General features: G+C 36.8%; 18 protein-coding genes. 7 read left to right on the top strand and 11 right to left on the bottom strand.

The genetic code is table 11. The annotated features are described in order from the left end of the window. Positions 1-150 precede the first annotated feature (150 nt). From mrcB to pepB, 9 genes are all read right to left on the bottom strand, one after another. Entirely contained in the window at positions 151-2,460 is a 2,310-nt protein-coding gene (gene mrcB, locus H4J75_RS02815; protein ID WP_310733766.1) for a penicillin-binding protein 1B, read from the bottom strand. Between the two features lie 514 nt (positions 2,461-2,974). Beyond that, a complete protein-coding gene (locus H4J75_RS20070; RefSeq protein ID WP_259366372.1) occupies positions 2,975-3,580 on the bottom strand; it encodes a PEP-CTERM sorting domain-containing protein in 606 nt (201 codons plus the stop codon). Positions 3,581-3,858: 278 nt separating this feature from the next. After that, on the bottom strand, positions 3,859-4,272 hold the full coding sequence (locus H4J75_RS02825) for a hypothetical protein (protein ID WP_182221286.1): 414 nt from the start codon (positions 4,270-4,272) through the stop codon (positions 3,859-3,861). Then, positions 4,265-6,319 (bottom strand): integrase, encoded by a 2,055-nt coding sequence (locus H4J75_RS02830; RefSeq protein ID WP_182221287.1) that lies wholly within the window; start codon positions 6,317-6,319, stop codon positions 4,265-4,267. Before H4J75_RS02830 ends, H4J75_RS02825 begins: the two co-directional genes overlap by 8 nt. A gap of 2 nt (positions 6,320-6,321) precedes the next feature. Next, positions 6,322-7,974, bottom strand: a complete 1,653-nt coding sequence (locus H4J75_RS02835) for a hypothetical protein (protein WP_182221288.1) — start codon at positions 7,972-7,974, stop codon at positions 6,322-6,324. A 42-nt stretch (positions 7,975-8,016) separates the two neighbouring features. Next, a complete protein-coding gene (locus H4J75_RS02840; RefSeq protein WP_182221289.1) occupies positions 8,017-8,277 on the bottom strand; it encodes a hypothetical protein in 261 nt (86 codons plus the stop codon). Further along, a complete protein-coding gene (locus H4J75_RS02845; RefSeq protein ID WP_182221290.1) occupies positions 8,277-9,779 on the bottom strand; it encodes a site-specific integrase in 1,503 nt (500 codons plus the stop codon). Before H4J75_RS02845 ends, H4J75_RS02840 begins: the two co-directional genes overlap by 1 nt. After that, positions 9,742-12,366 carry an ATP-dependent helicase HrpB gene (gene hrpB / locus H4J75_RS02850; RefSeq protein ID WP_182221291.1) on the bottom strand — a complete coding sequence of 875 codons (2,625 nt, stop codon included), beginning with the start codon at positions 12,364-12,366 and terminating at the stop codon, positions 9,742-9,744. Before hrpB ends, H4J75_RS02845 begins: the two co-directional genes overlap by 38 nt. A gap of 198 nt (positions 12,367-12,564) precedes the next feature. Continuing rightward, a complete protein-coding gene (gene pepB / locus H4J75_RS02855) occupies positions 12,565-13,854 on the bottom strand; it encodes an aminopeptidase PepB (protein WP_182175393.1) in 1,290 nt (429 codons plus the stop codon). Between the two features lie 348 nt (positions 13,855-14,202). On the opposite strand from pepB, the gene sfsA reads away from it, so the two are divergent. The 7 genes from sfsA to panC all read left to right on the top strand — a co-directional run bounded on the left by sfsA (position 14,203) and on the right by panC (position 20,488). Continuing rightward, positions 14,203-14,943: a DNA/RNA nuclease SfsA gene (gene sfsA, locus H4J75_RS02860; protein WP_182221292.1), complete on the top strand. Its 741-nt coding sequence runs from the start codon at positions 14,203-14,205 to the stop codon at positions 14,941-14,943. Between the two features lie 319 nt (positions 14,944-15,262). After that, positions 15,263-15,703 carry an RNA polymerase-binding protein DksA gene (dksA, locus tag H4J75_RS02865; protein WP_182175389.1) on the top strand — a complete coding sequence of 147 codons (441 nt, stop codon included), beginning with the start codon at positions 15,263-15,265 and terminating at the stop codon, positions 15,701-15,703. Positions 15,704-15,742: 39 nt separating this feature from the next. Beyond that, positions 15,743-16,669: a tRNA glutamyl-Q(34) synthetase GluQRS gene (gene gluQRS / locus H4J75_RS02870; RefSeq protein WP_182215593.1), complete on the top strand. Its 927-nt coding sequence runs from the start codon at positions 15,743-15,745 to the stop codon at positions 16,667-16,669. A 204-nt stretch (positions 16,670-16,873) separates the two neighbouring features. Then, positions 16,874-18,256: a polynucleotide adenylyltransferase PcnB gene (gene pcnB, locus H4J75_RS02875; protein WP_182215628.1), complete on the top strand. Its 1,383-nt coding sequence runs from the start codon at positions 16,874-16,876 to the stop codon at positions 18,254-18,256. After that, a complete protein-coding gene (folK, locus tag H4J75_RS02880; protein WP_182221293.1) occupies positions 18,256-18,747 on the top strand; it encodes a 2-amino-4-hydroxy-6-hydroxymethyldihydropteridine diphosphokinase in 492 nt (163 codons plus the stop codon). The genes pcnB and folK overlap by 1 nt, the downstream gene beginning before the upstream one ends. Before the next feature lie 80 nt (positions 18,748-18,827). Beyond that, positions 18,828-19,625 carry a 3-methyl-2-oxobutanoate hydroxymethyltransferase gene (gene panB, locus H4J75_RS02885; RefSeq protein WP_182215597.1) on the top strand — a complete coding sequence of 266 codons (798 nt, stop codon included), beginning with the start codon at positions 18,828-18,830 and terminating at the stop codon, positions 19,623-19,625. Positions 19,626-19,642: 17 nt separating this feature from the next. Further along, a complete protein-coding gene (gene panC / locus H4J75_RS02890; RefSeq protein WP_182221294.1) occupies positions 19,643-20,488 on the top strand; it encodes a pantoate--beta-alanine ligase in 846 nt (281 codons plus the stop codon). 105 nt (positions 20,489-20,593) lie between these two features. Here the strand turns inward: panC and H4J75_RS02895 are convergent, their stop codons facing one another. Continuing rightward, on the bottom strand, positions 20,594-20,731 hold the full coding sequence (locus H4J75_RS02895; RefSeq protein ID WP_157470960.1) for a hypothetical protein: 138 nt from the start codon (positions 20,729-20,731) through the stop codon (positions 20,594-20,596). A 254-nt stretch (positions 20,732-20,985) separates the two neighbouring features. Further along, positions 20,986-22,614, bottom strand: a complete 1,629-nt coding sequence (panP, locus tag H4J75_RS02900) for a pyridoxal-dependent aspartate 1-decarboxylase PanP (RefSeq protein ID WP_182221295.1) — start codon at positions 22,612-22,614, stop codon at positions 20,986-20,988. Positions 22,615-22,619 lie beyond the last annotated feature (5 nt).

Here is a 22,619-nt window from a genome sequence, read left to right on the forward strand (position 1 = left end):
CAGCGTATTAATTTTATACGTGATATCAATCCCTTATGATTAACAAGCAATCCTATGAGCCAGCTAATTTTTTATACAATAGTATCTGTATAATAAACATGCAAGAAAAGGCATGATAAAAAAACAAGATACATTAGTAAACCTGTCATGCTAATCAGTAAAAAGTTGTTCGAACCAAGATAACTTTTTCTTCTTTTCTGTCAGCTTTTTTCCTAAACAATGCGGCTCTATTAAAAGACCTGTCGTTATTGCCGGATAACTAATCATTTCAGCACACTCGATACTGACGGCGATACCACTGGAAGATTCAAAATTAGTTAATGCAATATTTTCAGGCATTAAACGACTTTTGTTAACCACACCGTTTTTATTCATAAACTGTGCAAATAGCACTAAAGCGCCGCTACTGCCTGTTAGGTTGGTCGGTTTGTTGTCGTCACGACCTAGCCAAGTCGTCACTAAGTTTTGGTTATCATAACCAATAAACCAACTGTCTCTTTGATCATTGGTGGTACCCGTTTTCCCTGCTACTGCTGCCCCATCTAAACGCCAAGTAAGCGACTTAGCCGTTCCCACTTCGGTTACTTGTGATAAAGCATGGTCAAGTAAATACATAGCTTGAGTTGAGAACAACTGCTCGTCTGGCGCTTCAAATTGCCATAAAGTTTCGCCCTGTGCCGAGATAATACGGTCAATCGCATGACTATTACTCTTAAATCCTTGATTGGCTATAGATAAATAAAGCTGATTAATTTCATATGGTGATAAACTTAAAGAGCCCAATAACATACTAGGGCGAGTGACGATATCTTCGGGATAACCTAGCAAGTGAAAGATATTGGCAATATTTTCTAAGCCGAGTTGCATACCTAAATTCACTGTTGGCACGTTTAACGACCTAACTAAAGCATCATGTAGGCTTACCTTGCCTTCAAATTTTCCATTATAATTATTTGGACGCCATTCTTTGCCCCCATCGCTGATAAGTACAATAGGTTCGTCGTTCAATAAGGTTGCAAAGTTATATTGTTGATAACGCTCTAGAGCGGCCAAGTATATTGCGGGTTTTACTAATGAACCGATGGGACGTTTAGCATCTAATGCTCGGTTAAATCCGGCATAACCCGCTTTTTTATCGCCAACTAAGGCTTTTACTTCACCTGACTTGATATCGGTAACCACCATGGCAAGTTGTAAGGACTCGCCTTTGTTTAGTATTGTTAACTCAGGGATATGCTTAGCTATCGTTTGTTCGGCATTCATTTGTGCTGTTATTGAAAAGCCTGTAAAAACTCGAACACCCGCTTGTTGTTGGAACGCTGAAAGCTTTTCAGAAAGTTCTTTTTTGACCAATTGTAAATAAGCAGGAAACTTTTTATTGGCTAAACGGCGAGTTTTACGAATAGATAACGGTGATACGACTGCCGCTTGATAGTTTTTTTGTGAGATCAGTTCATTTTGATACATCAACCGTAAAACAAGATCTCGTCGCTTTTTAGCATTTTTAGGGTGACGCCAAGGATCATAATAACTAGGCCCCTTGACCTGCCCAACAAGCATGGCCATTTGTTCAATCGTTAAAGATTGGATCGGCTGACCAAAATAAAATTTAGCCGCTAAGCCAAAACCATAAATACCATTAGCATAGTGTTGTCCTAAATAGACTTCATTTATATAGGCTTCAAGTAGCTGATCTTTGCTATATCTAAGCTCCAGAATAATCGACATAACCGCTTCGTTAACTTTACGCCAGAGTGTTTTATCACGGGTTAAAAACATATTTTTAACCAGTTGCTGTGTTAAGGTACTCCCTCCCTGAACCGTTCTCCCTGCTTGAATATTAGCCACTAAAGCTCGAAAAATTCCTAATGGGGAAACACCCGCATGAAAATAGAAATCACGGTCTTCAACTAATAGTAAGGTATCAATAAGTTGCTCTGGTACTCTTTGTAGTGAGACTATCACCCTATCTTCTTTGTTTTCAGGAACTAATCGCCCCAGTGAGTAAGGTTCAAATGAAAAACTTTCAATAGCTCCTTGCTCATTAAACAAAGAAAGTATTTTGTTACCGGCAATATTAATAGTGAAGCGCTCTACGTGCGTATTACCGTTGCCAAAATCAAAAGCGCGACGATAAACAATCAGCGTCGTCTTTGATAAAGCAAATTCTCCCGGGTTGAGCGCCTGTTGCTTTCTCTGATAACCAGACAAAAGTAAATTTTGCTTTAGTTGAGCAAGTGAAGCATTATCGCCAACTTTGAAACTGTCAACTTTGCCATAAACTTGCACGGGAATGTTCCACCGTTGCCCCTCAAATTTATCTTTCACTTTACTGTCGAGGTAAACCGCATAAAAGCTAAATAAAAATATAAAGGTAATGAGCAATTTCAAAGCAGTATGCCAGCACCAACTTACCCGAGAGGCTCTGGTAGCACTCTTTTCTTTGGTTTCTTTTTTCACATTATTAGTCATTTTAAATAGTATTTTCATCCGTTAATAAAGCTAATGCTTCATTACATATATTTTTTAACGCGGTTAGTCGCCTTTGCATTAGCGGGATCATTCGGCCAAAAGTGATTCGTTACAAATATTTTTGATAGATTGACAATCACATTAAGTCTTTATTTTATTGGCGTTAAGCGCATATTGGACAATAACACATTGACAGTCAATCATTGACCAAAAGATTGACTCTTTTGAATGTTATCAGAATGAAGATTGACACTTTAAATCACTATATAAAGCACAGTTTACTATGATAATAATAGTTATCAAACATATCATCCGTATCAGCTCTTAAAATATACTATTTCGGCTGAGTGAGTCACTGAAAAAGCCATTAAGATTAGTAAAGGATACTTAACCCTATAGTGATGGATTACTGAAGAAATTTAATAATTATCAATCACCAGAAACAAAAAAACACCAATCATGACAATTGATGTTTTTCTAGAATCAGGAAATTAAATCTATATTAAGATTGTTTCTTAAATCTACGTGATGCTAAACCCATCATACCTAATGCAAAAATAGCAAGTGTTGATGGCTCTGGAACATCAGTGACTCTTTGATAAACAACATTATCCATATATAGGTCATGTATATTTACTCGTCCTGGTACGTCTATCAGCGCATATGCTATGTTGTTTGCTCCAGTATTAAGACCTACGAATCCAGAAATGGTACTATATTGAGTAGGGCTACTAAGTGACGATTCTAACAAAACATCATTAATATCAAAAAGTCGCAGTGATACATCTGAGCTGTTGTAATGAACATTCATCCCTATAGCAGAGATAAAACTAGAAAAATCCAATCGAAATACACCAGGGTTAGAGTTGGTTTGAGTTGAATAATTCAAACCGAATATAGAAGTATTAATTGTATTATTCGTGATATTACCACCAGTTATTGAAAAAATCCCGTTAGTGTAAGTAGAAGAGTTTAAGGTCGCATCGCTAAAATCTATTGTTGTAGCCGAAACATCGAAATCAGCTAGTTGGATTAATCCAGCGTTGGCACTAGAGCATATAGATATTATTAATACAGCCAAAGTCACATTTAAAAATTTAAATTTCATAGTATTTCCTTTTTAATCCCTTTCGATTTAGCTCGGTAGGTAATTGTAATAATTGTAATAATTGTAATATTGAACTTTAAAGCAGAAATCATGCCAAAAAAAAATACCTATAAAATTCAATACAATAAAATACACACATATCTTAACTAGATAATATTGTAAAAAAAACTGACACCAAATAACGTGTAATCACTTAGTATAACTAATAAATTTTTGCTATCGACTCAGGAAGTGGACGTTAAAATCATTACTTATGATAATACTAATTATCAAAATAATTATATTCTTCCTAATGGTGTCTTTAGCATTTTAATCTCTTGCTCAAGTTCTTTGATTTTGGATACCAACAGTAACTCCCTAGAAAGTGCTAGATGAAGAAGTTCTTCTGATAGGTCAGCCTCTCTTCTCGCTTCATCAACCTTTTTATCCGATTTTTTTGTGACTAAATTTAATTCTTCTTCTGCTGAAGATACACCTTCTGCATAGGCGTAAATTTTACGTCTAAGTTCAGCATGTTTCGGTCTGCCTTTTTTTAAGTACCCTCTATCTCTACCAGCTTCCCAACTGACTTTTCCAGCGGTGAAGTCAGACCTTTTTAAGCCAATATGTTCTGTTTTTATTGGGTTTCCTAACTTTAATCGCTCAAAAGCTTCGATACAGTCATCTAAACCATTTCTTGTAAACTTAGACATCTTCTACCTCCTGAACATTTAACTTATTGTGCATGAAATTTTTTAACTTTTTCAAGTCTTGATTTACAAGATGGTATTCGCAAGAATCTTGTTCATATATGGCAAGCTCAGATTCAGATTCGGCAATTTTTTTTTCAACTAAATTCATTTTGATTATGGAACCTTCACAAGTTAGACATTCGGTAAATTCACCCAACATTGCAGTATCACAAGAGCCGATTTTAGTGCAACCACCAAGTAATGTGCTTCTGTAAGATAATTCTCCTCGATCTACACGTTTTATGGTTTCTTGACGGACTTCCATAATATGAATATCACCTTTATCTAGCTTTTCTTTTTGACGCTCAATAAAGCTACCCGTTTTACCAAACAATTGATTATCATCACCAGTCACATCACCTAGAATTTGGTCTGCTATGTTAACTGGCATAGCCATTTGAAATTTATAAGCCATGTGACCATCAGGTAAAACGTACTCGCCTTTTTCTTCATCATAAAATCCAAATATCGTTTTTATTTGCTCAAAGTTACGGCTGTAATAACGAGCCATAGCGAGTGATGTATGTTTGAACTGACGTTTTATGGTGGGCATTGAGACAAGACCACTACCGCTTGCATAATAGGCTAAAGACCGCCTGAATTGGTGACTTGTTAAGTGCCAAGAATTACCAATTTGAAATTTTGGATTGTCTTGAAAATTCCTGTCAGGGTCACTAGCTACTACTATGTCAAAATCATCTTTATTAATATAATAAGAATTGAAACTATCCGCTACTCGATCAAATAATACTACTGCTGAAGATGCATCTTTTTTATGGGTTATCGCTGAAGGAGATTCAAACAATAACCTTTGTGATGATTCAATCCCTTTTATTATGCTAACAGCCTTACTTATTCGTTTAGCTACTACCACCGCCTTTATTACTTCTTCTGTAGCTAACCATGAAGCAGGTTTTTTATAACCTTCAAATTTTGTAGTCGAAGATATCATATTAATCATTCTTGCTTTATCAACAACATTACCGTTGTCATCAAGCGTATTATCCGTTAATTCATAATCCATTAAACAATCGTAAGGCAGCCTAAGAACTTCTTCACTTCTCATTCCTGTGTACAAGTGAATGATATTTTTAACTAAAAAATATATCTTAGTTAATACTGAAGTTAAGCTCTTTTTTTTATTGGTTTTATAGATATCATTAAAAAGACTTGCTAAATCATACGCTTCTATTGCCTCATGAAAAGTTGGTCTTAAAGATTTCTTTTTAACACCATAACTTTTTTGTGTAGCTTTAGAGCACCCAAACAATGGGTCTTTAAACTCCAAGAGGAAGTCTGTAAGGTTTTCAGCATTGTTATAAATCTTATTGATTTTGTCCTCAAATTCATCCATGTATTCTAGATAAATTCTGATTGGGATAATCGGATGTTGTTCTGATTCTACACCACCAAATTTTAATTCGGATGATTGTACCGCAGTAAAACCTACTTTATCTACACTAAGGGATGTTAAATGATTTAGGAATGCTGGCATTTTTTTATTAAATGTCACTGAATCATTATCTTTACAAACTGCTGATAAGTATGTTCTATTTGAAAACACTTCTTTTAAAGATAATATTCCCACCAGTGGATTTTCTTTCATCTGGATACAAAACTGAGCTGCTTTGCGAATCATATTAAAATAGTTAATTAAAGTTGCTGGTGTCAATAACCCTTTATGACCTGAGTTAACAAAATACATAAGACAAAACATTAAGTATTTCATTTCTGAAATTAATTTTTCCTTTTCTTTTGCTGAGGCTTTATCAAGACCGCCAGAAAAGTGCATTACTGTTATTTTTCTTGCCGATAGACTATACGGATTCAAATCCCATTCATTTTTTCCATACATAGCCGTTGGTGTACCATCACTTTCACGGCAGAGGATAAAGTCATCATCAGGCGAGTATGTTCCCTTTTGAGGGTAAATATAGTTATCAGGTGAACAATGATTTTTATGCTCAAATTCACTAAACACCTTGCTTGAAAATACATTATCAATCATATCTATATAATTCCCATGCTGTCATATTGCTGCAATCGTTTTTCCCAAAATGGTGTTAACTCGCCAAGGTCAAACACTCTCTTTTCAACAGTATTAACAAGCTCTATATGTACACCTGACTTTCTCTTTATTTCACTAATAATATATTCAATCCGTATTGCTAAGTCTTTAAAAAGTGACTCGACATGGGCAATGTCAGTGCCGTAATTTCTCACTTCATCAACCACATAAGCTAGGCTGAGTAACTTATGAACATCTTCTTCATCTGCATGACAAGAGTAATGCTCACAATATAAACATCCATATTGACTCTTACAGTTAACTTGTACAGGAACATTATCATTTATTTCTGATACAACAGGGTTCCCAATACTGTCACAATGACCAACAGTGATCGATTTATCCGTCACAATTTTTTCGGGTTGTTTTATTTTAATTAATTCTCTAGCTTTTCTTGTCGCAGACCAATAGTTTGATAACTCTTTTTGCTGTCTATCAGGTGATGTTGCGCTGTAAGCAGTGTCAGCGGTTGATTGGGTATGATTTAAAGCGTCAGCGACTTCTTGTTGGCTTCGCTTTAGTTCGTTTAATACAAGGTCTTTATATTTACGAATTTTTGTTGACGCTATGCTGTTTACGTTTTTATTAAAAAACTTTCCTTTTGTTTTTCTGTAGAATCGGCTCAAGTCCTGTGAGTTTAATTGATTATAATCTTCTGTAAAATTACCTTTTTTAGACATAATGAAAAATAAATATTTACACTCAGCACCATTTAAAGCCCAACTTCTTAGTTCCAAATATTCTTTGAATATTTTATAACCATATTGACCACCTATAGAATAAGCTACTCTTCTACCAGACGCTCTTAATTTTATATTTTTAAAATCATTTTTAAATAAGTCGCGCCCATATCCGAATTCATTTTCATATTCAAAATTCAGTATATCTGATGAATTTGCACCTGTTATCATCATGAATAATTGCGTATATGACTGCAAGGCTAGTGACACATATGACAACCTTTTATAACTTCGGCTATCAGCGTTAATTTCATCTAACTTGTTTTGTGAGTCTCTAACAGCTCGTTCAGCAACATGCCTCGGCAGTGAATTTTTGCGTTTTAACAAATATTCACTAACTGTAGAAACCCTACCTTCTTGGTAATTGTAGATTGCCAACTCGTTTTTAAAATAAGGTGTTACATACGCATACCCGTTGTTGGGGAAAACGTAGCACTCATAATCCTGCATTTTCAACAAATAAGGGAATGGTTTGTTTTTTAAGGCAAACTCTTTAAACCCTCTGGCTAGATGTATTGCTGTATCCAAGATAGTTTGAACATTTTTTTGTTCAGGTGCATCTAGCTCTTCTTTTTTACCTTTAATCATTGGTACTTCACTAACTATATTTTGTAGTGTTTTCGTACCAAAATGAATTTTAAATAGTAACTTAAAGTGATTCTGTGAGGCTTTTGCTGTATTCGGTTTATTAGTGGACTCATTTAAGCTGATTAAGTGATTTAAGTGCCTGATGTATGAGACATAAGCTTCTCTGGCTTTTTCAGGAGAATCAAATAAATGACTGTGGTTATTTTTATCGCACCAATTTAGTATTTTTCTAGTCTTTTTTACTTTATCTTGAATTGTGCTAAACAATCCACTTGATAAACAAATGTGATCAATAAATTTTAATATAAATTATCTTCTATCTGTGCTTAAGCTAGATTCTTTTACTTTAATAGTTTTCTGATATTCTTCCGATTTATAAGATTGTGCAATACCCTTTAGGCACTCTTCCCTATCGGTATATGCAAAAGATCCTACATCTAATGGAGCAAGACCATCTTTTGGGTTTTTAATACAAATTTTTTCTGGATGAAGGAAATCTTGATGTAATTCACCAACGGTAACAATAAATACTCCCCGTATTATTTTTTGATCATCCTGTACCATATCCATTAGTCTTCCCAAGTGTTTTGGTATTCTGCAAACAACTGATTTTCATACATCTCTTGAATTTTTATTCGGTCATTTATATTGAGAAATAACTTTAGATAATTTTCTGTTGTTTCACGTTTTGAGTGATGCATACGTGCTTGAACTCTTGAGATTACTTCACTATCATTTATGATGCCTTTTTCTACAAGTGGCATTAAATATTGATAATATTTATGACCAAACGTTGCCCTAAGCCAATGAAATGTAAATCCTTGTGGAAAGTCATCAGGTAAATATTTAAGTAGTTTTTTACACAAGCTATCAGTTCGTTGCCCTGTAGCATTTGATTTGGTTTTAGCGTGGCGATAATCATTTCTTGCCATATAATGGCAATTACCTTGATTGGATAAAAATAGATATATGTCATCATCAGATATAGTATCTTCACTGTTGGATTTTTCGATGTTTTTTCTAAATTTATCTCTTCGCTTTTTAGCTAATTTGCTATCTGCATATATAACTATTTGTTCGGCTAATCCTTTTGGAAAATATAAAGTTTGTTTTTTATTAAATTTGGTATCTATATCAGAGCTATTACCAGCAAAAATCTTATATGTACCATCAGGTGATAAATTACTTTCTTCTTTAAATATTTCTACATGCTTCATTCGTATTGTAAGTATTGTTTGTTTTCTTGCTCCTGTAAAAAGAGCAATTCGGCACATTAATCGCTCATCAACATCAAATTTATCATCATGTAGCAACTCAACAAAACTATCAAACTGTTGATTAGAAAGTGGTCTTAAATCCTCTCCTTCATCTCTTACGTAGCCTATATCTACAGGACTTACTTCCTTACTTGTGCGTAAAGTCATGCTTCTTTTTTCAACAGTTTTTGAAAATATCCCACTCCGACCTTCCATCGTAATATTTACTGGTCTTGTTGTGTCTACACGATCTAAATCAATGTTATATTTATCTTGCTTAGATAAATACTTGTAGAAGTTATAAACATGACCAGTGCGCGTGTTGATATTATCGTTACCAAGACCACTATTACGTAGTTCATTATAATATTTTTGGTGAGGTCTACCTGTAGATCTACGTGCTGACAAATCTAGATAATTTATTTGATTATCTTCACAATATATTTTGAAATCCAAAAGTTGACTAGCAACTCTCCGCAAAGCCGCAGTATTTTTCCCTATATGCTCATCAGCTATCGCTTTTTGAAACAGGTAATCATTAGCTTCTTGCCAAGAAGAGCCGCCCTTATTTAGCAAAAACGGGAAGTTATAAACATAATCCTCACCACGAGAGTTATAAATTGGTTCAGGAATGATGTAATAAGAATCACCTTCAGTTGGTATATTGGTGATCGGGTCGGTTTTTTCAGTTGTTCTTAATACCCCACTCTTCTGTTGATTGAATGCAATATCTGCCGTTGCATTATCAACACTAGGTATGATGATAATTCTTTGCTCTTTAGTTTTGACGATTATTTTTCTTTTCGTTTCGACCATTAGCTACCTTATTACCATCTGTTTTAGTGGTTTTACTTTTGTAATCTATTGTACATATTTTCCTCTTTATGTCAATGACCATAAAGTCACCCGAAGCGGCTTCTTCTGGAGAGAGCCATGTATGCTTAGGGTATTTTGCTTTCATCTCTTTTTGTACTTCCTTGTAGCTTCCTTGCCAAAAAGCAATGAGATCTTGTGTCACTTGAATAGGTCTCTTTGCCGGCGATAGCAGCTCAATAATCAAGGAAACATCGCTGTTATGTTGATCATCGCCAACCTTAGGGGTAACACTCACGCCATAAAGCTCTTGCATAGGCATTGAAACAATTGGCGCTTGCTCGACACTATATCGAATTGGGCAACGTCTTCCTGTTGGGCCAACAAAATACTCAGGGGCAATACGAGCGAAGGTTTTTTGCTGGTTATAATCAAGTAACGATAGTAATGCCGATGATAAATTTACTTTATCTAGCTGGTTTTTATTTTTAATCGCACCAATAAAAGGAACTAACCATAACGCTAAGTGTTGTAATAAATCACTTTCCTCAACATTAGGAAAATTTAAATGCGGCTGAGTTTGATTAACCCAACGCCAACGACTGAGTAATTTTTGATCAGCTTCGCGCCAATGAAGATAGGACAGACCATTTCGCTCAATTTGTTGTTGCCATAAAGTAGCTAGTGCTTCATCACTTATTTGTTCATTACTGGGCTTTTCTGACAAGACAATAGCACCAAATACTGTTTGCTGCTTAGCACTTATACGTTGGGTTTTCGAATCGTAATTAAGTTGTTTTATTTGTTTTTCAGTGATAATTCCCAAATTAATAAGCTGTTTAATATCAACCGGTGCAGCAAGTCTTACTTGTAATTTTTGTTGGTATTCAGCTAAATTAGCAGCCACAATATAATCTTCACTCGCCAGCGCATCTTGCTGATTGATCATAAGACCTTTACCATTTTCAGCTAAAAAATGGCCGTATTGTGCCCGTTGTTTAGCAATACGCTCGGGATAAGCTAAAGCAAGTAATAATCCGGTTAATTCCACTGGTAAGCTTGATAAATTCGATACTGAAACTTCATTAATTCTTTGTAAGTGTTTTTTTGTTTGTAGGAAAAATGACTGATATTTTTTGCTGTTTGATTGCTGAATTAACTCACTCAAACGGTGACGTAAGTCACAATCGGTAAATGCACGTTCACCACGAAATATATCTCGGTCTTCAAGCAATGACGCTAACAATGCGGCGAGGTTTGTTAATCCTAAGTATTGATGTTTTTTTTCTAATGCTGAGGCTCTCACAATCATTTTAGCAAAACGTGGATGACAAGCAAAACCAGCAACATTTTTGCCAAGTGGGGTTAAGTTTCTTTTATCGTCAAGTATCTGCAGCTTTTGTAATTCTTGCCATGCTTGAGTTTCGAGTAGTTTTGCCGGAAGTTCTATCAGAGGTAGTTCATTAAATTGCTTAACACCCCAGCGTGCAACCTCTATAACCATAGGAAGTAAGTCAGCTTGTTGAATTTCACTGGCACTTTGTTCGTTCCTGCGCTGAAAATCTTCGTCGCTGTAAAGTCGAATACATTTACCTGCCATCATTCGACCCGCACGTCCCATACGCTGTATTGCAGAGGCCTTAGAAATATTACGCTGCTGTAACTGATTTGTCAGCGTTTGCCTGTCGTAGATGGCGACTTTTTCTAAACCACAGTCTATAACTAAATCAATTCCTTCAATAGTTAAACTCGTTTCTGCAATATTAGTTGCTAGAACAATTTTATGAAGCCCTTGCTCGGTAGGCGAAATTGCCTGTTGTTGCTCCGCAAGCGTTAAGTTGCCATATAATGGACATAATAAAAAATGCTTGGGTAATAACTCACCTAACTTTTCAGCAAGAAAACGAATGTCAGCGATACCGGGTAAAAAAACCAATATTGAACCTTGGTGCGAGTTTATTGCATTCTTACAAATATTAACCGCGTGTTCACGCCATAATCGGCTATTTTTTACTGGCGAATAACTAACATCAATAGGGAAACTTCGACCTTCACTAGCAAGAGAAACGGCGTCGGGTAATTGCTTGAGTAATTCAGCAGTCGCTAACGTTGCTGACATTAATAATATTTTTAAATCGTCTCGTAACCCTTGTTGTGTATCTCGTGCTAATGCAAAAGCTAAATCTGCATGAAGTGACCTTTCATGAAACTCATCAAAGATCACTAAAGCACAATTTTCAAGCTCAGGGTCATGCTGAATAATTTGGGTGAATATACCTTCAGTGATGACCTCCAATTGAGTATTTTCAGATACCCTACTTTCATTTTTCAACCGATAACCGACTGTTTTCCCGACCGGCTGACCTATCTGTTTCGCTAAAAAACAAGCAACTGTTTTAGCCGCTAAACGACGAGGTTGAAGTAAGTATATTTTTTTACCTTTAAATTGGCCAAGTGCTAATAGCCATAACGGTAGGCCTGTTGATTTACCCGCGCCTGGCGGAGCAGATAGTACAAGAGTTTGATGCTGAGTTAATGCATCAAGAAATTCCGCTTTGATGTTTTCTATGGGTAATGGAGAAACAGACATTTTAATTTTATGAAATAGGGTCGGGTAACAAGCTGATGGTCACTCTATCACAAACATTTAAAGCCATATTGTTATATTTCGTTCGCCAGCCTAAAACAGGTAAATAACCGCTAAGAATGTAAATATATAAATGCCTAAAAAAAAGCACAATAATGTTCATTATTGTGCTTTATATCGATTAACACGTCACATTAAAAATTACTTAATTAACTCAGCGATCGTGGCAATACCTAAGCCAGTCCCTCCGGCACTAAACAGGCTAGTGCTACTGCCATTATAAGCCGTCGCTAAATCGAAATGTAACCAACCTGCTCCTTCATTGTCGACAAATCTAGATAAAAATCCCGCAGCATTACTTGCACCGCCAGCACCGCCACCCGGTACAGGTCGACTGTTTGCCGTATCTGCAAATTCAGATGGACATTTATCTTGATGCCAAACGGCTAAAGGAAATTGCCATATTGGCTCATTCACTTGCTCTGCGGCTTTTTTCGCTTGCTCTGCAGCTTGGTTGTCTAAAGTAAATAAAGCATTGTATTCACCACCAGTAGCCATTACCGCCGCACCTGTTAGTGTTGCTGCATCAATAATAAGAGGCGCCTTAGTTTCGCTTGCTGCTAATAAACCGTCAGCCAGTACTATGCGACCTTCAGCGTCGGTGTTAGCGACTTCCATCGTTACACCGTTTTTATAAGTTAAAATATCGCCCAACTTATAAGCATCGTTACTGACCATATTTTCAGCACAACATAAAAATAACTTAACGCGTTTATTTAGACCTTGTCTAATGGCTAATGCCATAGCTCCCGCAACCACTGCAGCACCGCCCATATCACATTTCATGTCAAACATTCCTGCGTTTGACTTTAAGCTGTAACCGCCACTGTCAAAAGTGATACCTTTACCGACTAAACAAGCAGATACAGCCGCATCAGGATCGCCTGTTGGGTTAAAATCAACTTCTAATAAACACGGCGGATTAATACTGCCTTTACCAACATTATAAATGCCCACCCAGCCTTGCTGTTGCAATTCATCGCCAGAGATAATATTGCTGGTGACATAAGCAGGTGCTTGAGCATTAATATAGTCTGCTGCTAACTCAGCCAATTTAAGCGGATATAGCTCAGAAGGTGTTTGATTAATTAAATCACGGCTCCAGGCAAAAACAGCTAATTTGTCGTTCAAACTGTTGATACATTCGCTGCTACCGGTAAATTCAACGTTAGTTAATTTTCCGACACAAGTAAAACCGAGTGCAAAACTCCATTGAGTATTAGCTTGCCAGTTATCACCAGATAAACGTGCATGCTTAACGCCAAGTTTCTCAATGCTACGTGCTGCTTTTTGAATCTGTCTTAAGGGGCTACCACTTGAATCTTTCAAACAGATATGAAGTTCGTTATCAACATACTGAACAAGGTTGTCACTTTGCCAATTATTACTACTACTTTGCTTTGATAAATGAATATTTGTTACTTGGGTCATAAACTATCCTGAAGATCATAAATTAATACGACTTAGTTTATACTCATCATCAAGCAAAGCCGATATTTTTTGAAAAGTAGTTATTTAATTAATGTAAACCTAGCCAAACCTCAGCTTTAAACGAGGGCGTTCAGCAGGGAAAATGGATTATTTAACGGTATAATACTTCGATTTTCTTGTTGTACTTTTTAACGACAGCACCAAAACATCTAAGAAATATTTTATCAAAACGGTTAACTTTGCAATAATTTTAGCGAGTATTGTTGGCCAATTAAGTACCACTAACAAAAGTTAGCGGTTTGTCAGTACATAACGTAACATTAATAAAACTTATCATTTATTTTTCCAATGAACATAAATCTTAAAAAAGCGATTTTAATCAAACGTTATAAACGTTTCCTTGCAGATATCATATTAGAAGACGGCACTGAAACAACACTTCATGTCGCCAATACAGGTGCTATGACCGGTTGTGCTACAGAAAAAGATACTGTCTGGTATAGTACTTCCGATAATAAAAAACGTAAATATCCTTACAGTTGGGAAATCACTCAAACACAGAATGATCATTTTATATGTGTAAATACCCTACGTGCCAACCAATTAGTTGAAGAAGCACTGACTAATAGAACAATTAATGAACTGCACAACTATAAAACGTTAAAACGAGAAGTAAAATACGGTGATGAAAATAGTAAAATCGACTTCTTACTTACTGACGAAAACGATGTGTTAACTTATATAGAAGTTAAAAGTGTTACCCTGCTAGGTGATGGCTCTATAAGTAAGCAAGGCTACTTTCCTGATGCAGTCACGCTTCGTGGCCAGAAGCATTTACGTGAACTCATGCAAATGAAACAACAAGGTCATCGAGCTATTTTGTTATTTGCTGTACTTCATAGTGGGATTGAAAGCGTTATGGCCGCACAGCATATTGACGCTAAATATGCAGAACTTCTATCACAGGCTAAGGAGCAGGGTGTTGAGGTTATTGCTTACAAAGTAAGCTTTAAGCAAGATATCAGCAACATTCAAATGACTTTGGTCGACGCCTTGCCGGTAAAATTAGCGGAAAATGTAACGGATTAACCAAAAAAAAGAGTTAAATACATTGACTCACCCTAACAAAAATTGTTAAAAAAGCTTGCTCAAAAATAAATTGTTAAAAAATAGTATACAAAAATATTTCCACTTTTCCGAACGAACCCACAACCGTTTGATTTAAAAGAAAAATAATTATTTTTTAAGTTAATTGTAACGAAAGCCTTGAATTATGATTCGTGCAACGCAATATAGACTGGGTATTTCAGGTCTATTTATTATTGGCAATTGCAACCACGGGTGTAGCTTTTAATGAAAGAGCAACAACTTCGCCATGTAGGTCGATGTAGCATTTAGGAGAATAAGCATGCCAGCCAAAAAAGTACTAGGTATTTTAGCATTAGCGGGCGTATCGCCGTACGCAGAGAAAGCCAACGAAGAGTACATGAACGCTGCTCAATTAGAGCATTTCAAGAAAATTCTTGATGCTTGGCGAGTGCAGCTTCGCGAAGAAGTTGACCGCACAGTTATGCATATGCAAGACGAAGCAGCAAACTTCCCTGATCCGGTTGACCGAGCAGCTCAAGAAGAAGAGTTCAGTTTAGAGCTACGCACACGAGATCGTGAACGTAAACTCATTAAAAAAATTGAAAAAACATTACAATTGATTGAAGAAGATGAATTTGGCTTCTGTGATTCATGTGGTATTGAAATTGGCATTCGTCGTTTAGAAGCGCGCCCAACTGCTGATTTATGTATTGAATGTAAAACACTTGCTGAGATTAAAGAACGCCAATTAGCAGGTTAGTTGCTTGATTAAATGATATTACGTTAACGTATTCATTATATGAATCACGACAAAATTAATATTACGCGGCCACAATATTTGAGTAAATCTACGACTCAATATCGTGGCCGTTTTGCTCCATCCCCTTCGGGTTTCCTTCATTTTGGTTCTTTAATCGCCGCACTCGCCAGCTATTTACATGCAAAAAATCAGCAAGGTTTATGGTTAGTTCGTATTGAAGATATAGACCCACCCCGTGAAATGCTCGGCGCCAGTGCTGCAATTTTAACAACACTGGATGCTTATGGACTCCACTGGGACGAACCTGTTTTATATCAAAGTCAGCAAAGCGATTTATATCGTGACGTTTTAAAACAATTAGCAGAGCAAAAACTCACTTACCACTGCCAATGTACACGCGCTGAAATCAAGGCCCAGGGTGGGGTTTATCAAGGTCAGTGCAGAAATAAAAATCATCCGCAAACAAATAGTGCTACGCGGTTATGTAATCTCCACGGTATTTATCACTATCATGATTTAATACAAGGTGATTATTTTTGTCCGCAACAGCTTGCCAAAGAAGACTTTATTTTAGCCAGAAAAGATGGGCTATTTGCTTATCAACTTGCTGTTGTGGTCGATGATATTTATCAAAATATTAGCCATGTTATTCGAGGCTGTGATTTACTTGATCCGACAGTAAGGCAGTTAAGTTTTTATCAACAATTAGGTTATCAAGCGCCACAGTTTGGCCATATTCCATTAGCCGTTGATGCTACTGGTTTTAAACTCAGTAAACAAAACAAAGCTCCTGCCATTGATAATAACAATCCAACCCCCTCCTTAATCGCAGCCCTTAATTTTCTAGGGCAACATCCACCCAAAGACCTTTATGCTTATTCTGCCACGCAAATAATAGAGTGGGCGATAGAAAACTGGTCTACAGATGCGATCCCTAAGCAGCAAGAAATAGCATTTTGTCAGTAATATTCAAGTAAAACGGGTGTTTGTTGAATTTTCAAACGTTTTATATTCTCTTTTATTGCCCCGTGATATATTATTGTAGCCAATAAAAAAGTGAAACCTAGCATTACAAGATGTTTCAACTTCCCACATTATCCAATCAAGGCCAGTATTATCAAAAGTGTTATCAACTTGTGTAAAAGAGTATTAGGTAAAGCCTCAAAAAAAATGGCTAAAAGCTCAACTAAAATTCAGCCGACCTCAGGCTCTACTGTTTTAACACGCGACCAGCATAATGTTTCTCGTAAGAAAATGAGCAACAACGCTTTAAAAGTGCTTTACCGCTTAAATAGTGGTGGCTATGACGCCTATTTAGTCGGTGGTGGTGTACGTGATTTATTATTGGGTTTAGAGCCAAAAGACTTTGATATAGCGACCAATGCGACTCCTGAACAAATTAAAGATTTATTTCGCAATTGTCGATTAATAGGTCGCCGTTTCCGGTTAGCTCATATTGTTTTTGGCCGTGAAATTATTGAAGTAGCAACATTCCGTGGCCACCATGAAAATGCGCCAGAGAAAGAGCAAAGTTGCCAAAAGACTTCAAAACAAAGTGAAGACGGCATGTTACTGCGTGATAATATTTATGGCTCTATCGAAGAAGATGCTGAACGTCGTGACTTTACCATTAACGCACTTTACTACAGTGCAAAAGATTTTAAAGTTCATGATTTTGCTAACGGTATTGGCGACATTAACGCTAAATTAATCCGTTTGATTGGTGATCCTGAAACACGATATCGTGAAGATCCGGTTCGTATGCTACGTGCAATTAGATTTGCCACTAAGCTAGATATGACCATTAGCCCAGAAACAGAAGCGCCAATTGCTGAATTAGCTCCTTTAATGGCAAACATACCTCCGGCAAGAATGTTCGAAGAATTTTTAAAGTTATTTATTGCCGGCAAAGCGCAACTTACTTTTCAGCAGTTAAGAAAGTATGATTTATTTCGCTATTTTTTCCCAGCAACTGACCAAATGCTAAGTAAAGGCAATCATCCACATATTGAACGTTTTATCGTTCAAGCACTGGAAAATACCGATAGCCGCATTAATAATGAACAACGCGTCACCCCAGCATTCTTATTTGCCGCTATGCTTTGGTATCCACTGCAAAGTCATGTTGAACGTTTACGTAGTGCACAACCACAGCTGTCACCCCAAGATGTATTTTTTGCTGCTTTAAGCGAAATAATGTCTGAACAACAGCGCAGTATAGGTATCCCGAAACGTTTTCAGGCAGTAATGAAAGACATATGGATCCTGCAAGATAAGCTAAGTCGTAGAGATGGTAAACGTGCTTATAAGGCGTTAGAACATCAGAAATTCCGTGCGGGATATGATTTTCTTTTACTGAGAGCCCAAATAGAAGCAACACCTGAAAACCCAGCATTAGAAGAGTTAGCAAAGTGGTGGACTGACTTTCAAGTGAATGACCACAACACGCAAGAATTGATGATAAAAAGTATTGCCCAATCACGAACTAGCAGCCGAAGAAGTCCTAGAAAACGTCGGGTTGTTCGCGAAGACAAATCGAGCAGTACTGATTAATGGCGTTAGTCTATGTAGGATTAGGCAGTAACTTGTCTGATCCTCAAAAACAAATAGAACTTGCAGTTGCGTCCTTAACACAAATAAAAAACACCACACTCGACGGTGTTTCTTCGCTGTATTTTAGCCGCCCAATGGGACCACAAGACCAACCTGATTATATGAATGCTGTTGCCTTGTTAAGAACTGACCTAAATCCTTTAGATTTACTCAACGAATTACAAGCCATCGAAAATAATGCCGGTCGTGTTCGAAAAGATAATCGCTGGGGAGCACGTATTCTCGATTTAGATATGCTTTTATTCGATAATGAAACCATTAACCACGAACGCTTAACCGTGCCTCATTATGGCTTAGAGCTTCGTGAGTTTGTCTTGCTACCACTTGCAGAGTTATCACCTAAGCTAACACTCCCCAATGGCAAGCCTGTTTTAGCATTAAGCCAAGCAATTGCGACAAACGGGTTAAAAATTCATAGCAAGTTGCGCTAATTTAACAATTATGCGAAAGTACGCCCACTCAAATACGCTCTCTGAGTATTTACTCAAACCTTAAAAATTTTGGACTAAATATGGCTAAGATAACCACATCAACTTTGCTAAAAATGAAACAGCAAGGTGAAAAAATTTCTACCATCACCGCATATGATGCAAGTTTTGCAAAACTATTCGATCAAGCGGGTATTCACGCTATTTTAATTGGCGACTCATTGGGTATGGTTTTACAAGGCCAAGATGACACATTACCTGTTGATATAGACCATATGGCTTATCATACACAATCGGTAAAGCGTGGTGTTACTGACACCCTCATCATTAGTGATATGCCTTTTATGACATATGCCACTAAAGAGCAAGCTTTCACTAACGCGGCAAAACTTATGCAAGCCGGTGCAAGCATGGTAAAGATGGAAGGTGGTGAATGGCTAGTTGATACAATTAAAGGCCTAGTAGAGCGCGGTATCCCAGTCTGTGCTCACTTGGGCTTAACACCACAATCTGTTAATGTATTTGGTGGGTTTAAAGTACAAGGCCGTGAAAAATCACAAGCAGATAAAATGATCGCCGACGCTAAGTTACTTGAAGCGGCTGGCGCGCAATTGTTAGTTTTAGAATGTATACCTTGTGATTTAGGTAAAGCGATTTCTACTGCTGTTTCAATCCCAACTATTGGTATTGGTGCAGGTAAAGATACCGATGGTCAAATCTTGGTGATGCACGATGCTTTGGGTATTTCCTGTAGCTATATGCCGAAGTTTTCACGTAATTTTTTGATCGATACTGGTGACATTAAAAAAGCCATTGAGTTATACATTAGCGAAGTCTCCGATGGAAATTTCCCTGGTGACGAACATATTTTTGTTAAATAGATTGTAAAATACCCTATATGAAAATAGTAAATGAGATTATCGAATTACGCCAACAAGTCACTGAATGGCGTAAACAAGGTTTAAAAATAGCGTTTGTCCCTACCATGGGCAATTTACACGCTGGGCATATAGCTTTAGTAACAGAGGCTCATCGTCACGCCGACAAAGTGGTTGCCAGTATATTTGTTAATCCTATGCAATTTGGCGCCAATGAAGATATTGACAATTACCCGCGCACGCTCGACAACGATCAACAGCAATTAGTCTCTGCTAATACTGATTTACTCTTTATTCCATCAGCTCAAATGATTTATCCTAAAGGGCTAGATAAGCAGACTTATGTTGATGTACCCAATGTATCTGTTGGTTACTGTGGAGAAAGCCGCCCAGGACACTTTCGTGGTGTTGCGACGGTTGTGTGTAAACTGTTTAATTTAGTACAACCAGACATCGCGTGTTTTGGTTTAAAAGACTATCAGCAAGTCCAAGTGATAAAAACTATGGTTGAAGACCTTTCAATGGCTATTGATATAATTGCTGTCGATACGGTTCGCGAAAAAAGTGGCTTAGCAATGAGTTCGAGAAACGGTTATTTAACGCCGGAACAACTTGCAATCGCACCAGCACTTGCAAAAAGCATTCAATGGCTAGCACAGCAAATAAAGTCTGATCACGACTTTAGTGGTCTGATCAAACAAGCCACACATTTGATTAATAATGCCGGTATGAAGACTGACTATATTGATATTTGTCATGCAAGAACACTGCAACCCGCCAATAAAGATGATAAAGAATTAGTGATCCTCGCCGCTGCCCATTGTGGTAAAGCAAGGTTAATCGATAATTTACAAGTTTTCCTGTAATAATTATTTACTGCTCGTATTAATCAATAAAGATCAAAAAAGCCGAATGTTATTTTCATAACGTTCGGCTTTTTAGTATTTACTGTGCTAAAACGCGACAAAAATTTATTCGTATGAGCGTTCTAACCATTGAATTTGCGATTGCAATTCTAAAATTTCTTTTTGCGCTTCAATTAAGGCTTGTTGAACCGATGAAATGTCAGCGTGATTGTGTTCAGATACTTCTACTGGAGTTTTTCTCATGTCGTATTCCATAATTATTACCACCACAAAATGTAATCGTGTATGAATTATTACACAACAACTTTCATAAAGAAAATAACATTTATAGATCTAAATGAAACTTTATAGAACAAAAATTCATTAAAAATATATATAACTTTACTTAACAGTGAGTTAGATAATTTTTTTTAGGAAGATAAATAATAAAACGAAAGAAATAACTTACACAACGAAAGTATAAGTAAAACATTTTAAGCAGAATTACAAAATATAAGCTAAGTTAAAGACAACAAATCAGGTAGAAAGGTTTCACTTTCTTGAGCCAATTCAAGTTGCTCGACTAGCACATCATTAAGAATTTCATTGGAGGTTAATGGATTCGCCAATACAACACGAAAAACCACAGTTTTACGACCTTGATAACGCTGCACTTCAATACGCGTGCGTGAAACAAATGATTTACCATTTTCACGTTGACGTTTTTGAATAAATTTAGTCAGGTCATCGAGTAAATAATTAATCTTATCTTGTTGTTCTGCTGAACTATTTGCTAATAAGTTTTGCACCGTTTTTGGATTGTAGCGATAGGTTAATAAACATAACTCTGGTTCAGTTATTAACTCAAAGTCAGCATGCTGATTAATGCGTTCTGCAAAATACCGTGCTCTGTCAATTCCTTGGTTAATCAACATTTCATAACCAGGTCGACTGATAATATGTAAGCTTGCATAAACCAACATCGCCATACCGGGTCTTGAACCCTCCAAGGTATGTGAGCCTAAATCTTTTGAACCTTTACGTAAAATATATTCTGCATGGTGTTCAATAGAAGCCACAGAAGCCGGATTTTTAAACACCACCAGGCCTGCCCCCATAGGCACATACATTTGCTTGTGAGCATCGATAGTTACTGAATCAGCGCGTTCGATACCCTTAAGCAGTGGACGATATTTATTTGATAATAACGTCGCACCACCCCATGCAGCATCGACATGAAAGTGTGTTTGAAACTCTTCAGCAATATCAGCCATTTTATCTAATGGATCAATGTTACCTGTTTCTGTCGTACCAGCAACGCCAACAATACTTAATACGCGGATGTTTCTTTGTTTCAACTCAAGGCATTTTTCACGCAATTTCTGGCAATCAATGCGGTTATGGCCATCGGTAGGAATTGATATCACGCTGTCCTGACCAATCCCTAGGATATCAGCAGACTTCTTTAATGAATAATGGCCACGGTCAGACACTAAAATCACTAAGCCATCATATTTATAATGTTTTAATGCGTTAAATAAGCCTTCTCGTGCAATACCTTTGAAATCACCATTAGCTTTCAACAAATTATTACGCGCGACCCAAAAGGCCGTTAAATTGGCGACAGTGCCACCAGAACAGAAGGCACCTAATGAATGGTTAGCACTGTGCATCCATTGCTCATAAAAATGGTCATTATCTTTATAAACCAAACGATGCATCATACCTAACACTTGACGTTCAAGTGGGGTAAATGCTTTTGATGTTTCAATTTTGACTAAATTCTGATTTAAACCCACCATCAATTTAGAAAGCGGTAAAATAAAGTAAGGTAAAGCTGAAGTCATATGACCAATAAAACTTGGGCTTGATGTATGCACTGATTGTGCAACAACTTTATCTAAAATATGACGAGTATGATCAGAGACAAAACTAGGTTCTTCGGGAATAGCCGAGCTAGCGAAATCTTTTTCAATTTCGCTTAAGGCACGTTCTTTAGCAGCAATATGATTACCTAAAAAACCAGCAAGATTTTCTGATATTTCTTTTTCGATCAGCCCCAACGTCGAATCAGGTGCTTCCGGAATTGTAAAAATACTGTGTAAAGACTCTTGAGTCGCTTTTGCTGTGCGCTTATTCGTCGTCATACCTT

This window comes from Colwellia sp. BRX10-1, from assembly GCF_014077545.1.
Classification (GTDB): Bacteria; Pseudomonadota; Gammaproteobacteria; order Enterobacterales; family Alteromonadaceae; genus Colwellia_A.